Here is a 2,110-nt window from a genome sequence, read left to right on the forward strand (position 1 = left end):
CCGCTACATATACAACAGCAGCTCAAAGGCTCTGCCGATATGATTCATCTCCTGGATCGGGAGATGCTTGCTTTGAATGTGGAAGTACAAAAGCACCGTGAGCAAGCTCTAAAATAAAAAAAGCTCCATCCCGATTTACCGGGAAGGAGCTTTTTTTTATTCGGTTAGGTGATCGCGTAATAAAAAGGCATGATAATTAAATTTAACATTAATGCAATTGCTCCGATCGCCATAGACCAACCGCCTAGTCCGCGTGCGCCTTGTCGGTATGCTATAAAGCCAAGTACGACTGATGTTGCACCAATGAGTACAGGCCATAGAAACCAAGACGCAATTGCAAACACAAGTGATACCCATCCAAGAGCATTACCTCCGGACTCGGCATCTGCCCGCTCTTCTCTCTCCACATAACGGTCTTCTCTGCGCTCTGTATGAACCGCTGGATTGGTGATTGCAAAATCAGCAGCCATTTCTTCATTTACATCAATCAAGCGATCCGTCCCCACAACTGGATGGCTTGTTCGTTCCGATCGATCTCGATCATCCAACAATTGTTTATAATCGTCTTCATATTTACCCATCGACCTTCACTCCTTTGGTTTAAAGGTAAGGCAGCATGTTGACTTTGATTGTTCAGCTTGATCTTGATGAAATAGTCCGAGGTCATCCGCAGCAAATTCTTCTTTAAAATTGGCGCCTGCATGTTGATCGATTTCGATGTTGATTTCACTAGCTCCACAATTATTGCCTTCTTTCCAGAAGTTGCAGTTAGCGACACTACAAGACACGCCTTTTGGCATAAAAAAATCACCTCCACTATCAAGTTTCCCTGACCGGAGGTGATTCATTCTGCCTTATTTTTGTCCTTGCATACGACGCTGAGTCATGTAATCATTTTCGTAATACGCTAATTCATCACGCAGTTCTTCAAAAACCTTGGAAACACTAAGTACGATACCACGAGAATCACGATTCGGTTTAAAGCGGAAACGAATCGCATCTTGGCCAGTATAAGCATAACGGCCATCTTCAGAATAACATTCGTTCTTCGGATAGAAAAACGCGCTTACGCATTGATGGTAAACCTCATACAGCACGCGTTCCGCATAATCTGTATCAAAATTGGGCCGTCTGAGCAATACTCCCAGCTTTTCAACCGAGACTTCAGAAAAGACCAATAAATGTCTCAAATCGGATAAAAGGCCTTTGTAAAAAGTATGTGCTTCTTCTCCATCATCTTCGCCGGTTAATTGGGGCAAGGAATTGTTATTCAGAAACGGTTCCAGTTGGCTTAACGCATCCTTTAGCTTTGTGCGAGTTGATTCCGTTAGTGCTTTGACGTTGGCAGTTGGCATATAGGTAGTTCCCCTTTCATAATCCAAACACACGTAAAAACTACAATCATCACTATCGTACCACAAATTACATTTAAGTGGTACTGGCGATTCACGCTTTCGTTCGCATATTTTAAGCCTTGGAATCCGAACCTATAGATTAGACTTAGCTCTAATTTAGAACGATCAATGGAGGGTTTCAGGCATGCATAGAAAATGGATTGGTGGCCTTACAATTTTAGCCTTAGCTGCTCTGCTTATACCAATGACGCCGATATTTGCCCCTAAAGACGTCAAAAAACCGCCGCAAACGTCTAGTTTTTCTGCAAAACGCGAGCATACGCTCAAAATTGCTGCGTTGCAATCCGATATGAAAGCGACAGCGATGCTTTGCTCCACGGAGTGCTCCAAAGATTTTCAGAAGCTGATGAGCTCCAGTATGGGATCAAAAAACGAAGCTGATCAACAAATCAAGCATATGATGCATGAGCATGCGCACATGGCTTATATTAGCTGGATTTCGGGCAATCGCAGCGTTGATCGAGGAGCCCTCCCACAAACAGAAGATCAGAAAGTCAAATCTTATGTTTCTGAAGCAAAATCACAAGTTAGCAAAGGGGCCAAGTTTGAATCCCCTTCTTTCACAGCCAAAAATGGCAGCCGTTATATGGTGCTGGGTGTGCCAGACTCCAAGCATAGTGGAATCGGTGTGGTCGGTGTCATCAAACAAGATATTTTGAAATCCGTAGAACATCATCAAATGCGCAACCTTAGAC

At 43.5% G+C, this 2,110-nt stretch carries 3 protein-coding genes and 1 pseudogene; 1 reads left to right on the plus strand and 3 read right to left on the minus strand.

Annotated elements, in window-relative coordinates; genetic code table 11:
* Nucleotides 1-164: 164 nt before the first annotated feature.
* From AC1DSE_RS34480 to AC1DSE_RS34490, 3 genes are read right to left on the minus strand one after another with little or no spacing between them, the layout of a single operon-like run.
* Entirely contained in the window at nt 165-581 is a 417-nt protein-coding gene (locus AC1DSE_RS34480) for a DUF4190 domain-containing protein (protein ID WP_477511379.1), read from the minus strand.
* A 6-nt stretch (nt 582-587) separates the two neighbouring features.
* On the minus strand, nt 588-800 hold the full coding sequence (locus AC1DSE_RS34485) for a DUF1540 domain-containing protein (RefSeq protein WP_076266909.1): 213 nt from the start codon (nt 798-800) through the stop codon (nt 588-590).
* 54 nt (nt 801-854) lie between these two features.
* Entirely contained in the window at nt 855-1,355 is a 501-nt protein-coding gene (locus AC1DSE_RS34490; protein ID WP_076266908.1) for a YpuI family protein, read from the minus strand.
* Between the two features lie 184 nt (nt 1,356-1,539).
* Between AC1DSE_RS34490 and AC1DSE_RS34495 the strand changes: the two are divergent.
* A pseudogene (locus AC1DSE_RS34495) lies at nt 1,540-2,110 on the plus strand (S8 family peptidase); the annotation flags it as partial.

The organism is Paenibacillus sp. 01L418, assembly GCF_056400045.1.

Bases quoted from the DNA above. Each gene is read 5' to 3' on its own strand.
- AC1DSE_RS34490 (WP_076266908.1), bottom strand. From the start codon at position 1,355: ATGCCAACTGCCAACGTCAAAGCACTAACGGAATCAACTCGCACAAAG.
- AC1DSE_RS34480 (WP_477511379.1), bottom strand. From the start codon at position 581: ATGGGTAAATATGAAGACGATTATAAACAATTGTTGGATGATCGAGAT.
- AC1DSE_RS34485 (WP_076266909.1), bottom strand. From the start codon at position 800: ATGCCAAAAGGCGTGTCTTGTAGTGTCGCTAACTGCAACTTCTGGAAA.